Source organism: Pedobacter sp. 01N416, from assembly GCF_056399685.1.
In genome coordinates this window covers 1-1,163 of the sequence record NZ_JBFTRT010000895.1, presented here as the reverse complement: position 1 = coordinate 1,163, position 1,163 = coordinate 1, and the positions used below count along the sequence as shown (strand labels likewise).

The 1,163-nt window shown below is 33.3% G+C and carries 1 protein-coding gene and 1 pseudogene; both read left to right on the top strand.

Annotated elements, in window-relative coordinates; translation table 11 throughout:
* On the top strand, nucleotides 1–937 hold a 937-nt coding region (locus AC1DND_RS28210), incomplete at its 5' end, for a DUF3352 domain-containing protein (protein WP_477586201.1).
* Between the two features lie 31 nt (nucleotides 938–968).
* Nucleotides 969–1,163: pseudogene (locus AC1DND_RS28205) on the top strand (DUF5723 family protein); the annotation flags it as partial.

Genomic DNA, 1,163 nt, shown 5'->3' with positions numbered 1-1,163 from the left:
GGCGCCCTTACTGCTCAAAAATATTATTGCAGGTAACATTAATGGAGAAATTTCAATTTTTAATAAACAGAACAGTTTTGCCGTACTTAATTATAATTTTAGCAGAGAAAAAATCCTTTTCAGTGGAAATACAGAGTTAAAAGATCAGTATAACTACCTTAAACTATTCGAAAATACAGCTGCACAAAATACATCTATCCAGAATATCCTGCCTGATAATACAGCAAACTATGCACTTTATGCTTATGATGATTACAGCAAATGGCTCAAAAAGTTGAATGATTGGCAGGAACAAACGAAAATACTTCCCAAAACCAATGCGCTAATAAAAAAGGTAAAAGATGAATACAGAACAGATTTAAGTTCGATATTCACCACTTATACGAAAAACCAATTTATTCTTTTTCAGTTAAGCACCAGCGAAAAACTAGGTGCAATTTCATTATCAAATGGGGAAAAAGTAAAACAGCTGTTGCTTGATGTAAGTGCAGATTATAATGAAGAAATTAAGCTCTTTAAATCATCTGATATCCTGTATAGTTACTTTGGAGAACCATTTAAAAAATTCGGCAGGCCATATTATACCATTGTAGATAATAATTTGGTTGTGGCCAATAATGCGAGTACAGTTCAATCATTTTTAAATGATTATAAGCATAACAGGCTGTTAATACAGACGCCTCAATATTTAGATGCAGTAAACCAGATTTCAACTACTTCGAATGTGAGTTATTACATCAACACCAAAAATTCGGCAGATATTTTCAGGAACAATATTCAGCTTCCATTTTATAAACATTTGAGGGCCGATAGCGGTTTAAAAAGTTTCGACACTTTTTATTACCAGATGAGTGCAGACAAAAACAAGTTTATCACTAACTTGCTTTTAAACAAATATTTAAAGCCAGAAATACCAGATTCGTTAAGTAACCGTTAATAAGGAAACAAGCCCAGAAAAACTATTTTACATGAAGAAACTTTTACTTGCGTTACTGGTATTAGCCAGCTTCGGGGGTGCAAATGCACAACAATATGCACTTTTTGGTACCAAAACAATGTTTGATGCCTTCGAAAACCCATCTCAAAAATCTTTCACCCTAGATTCATCGCGAAGATTTTCTTCCAATTTCTTCCTGCCCTATTTTGGAACAAATGCCATTAAC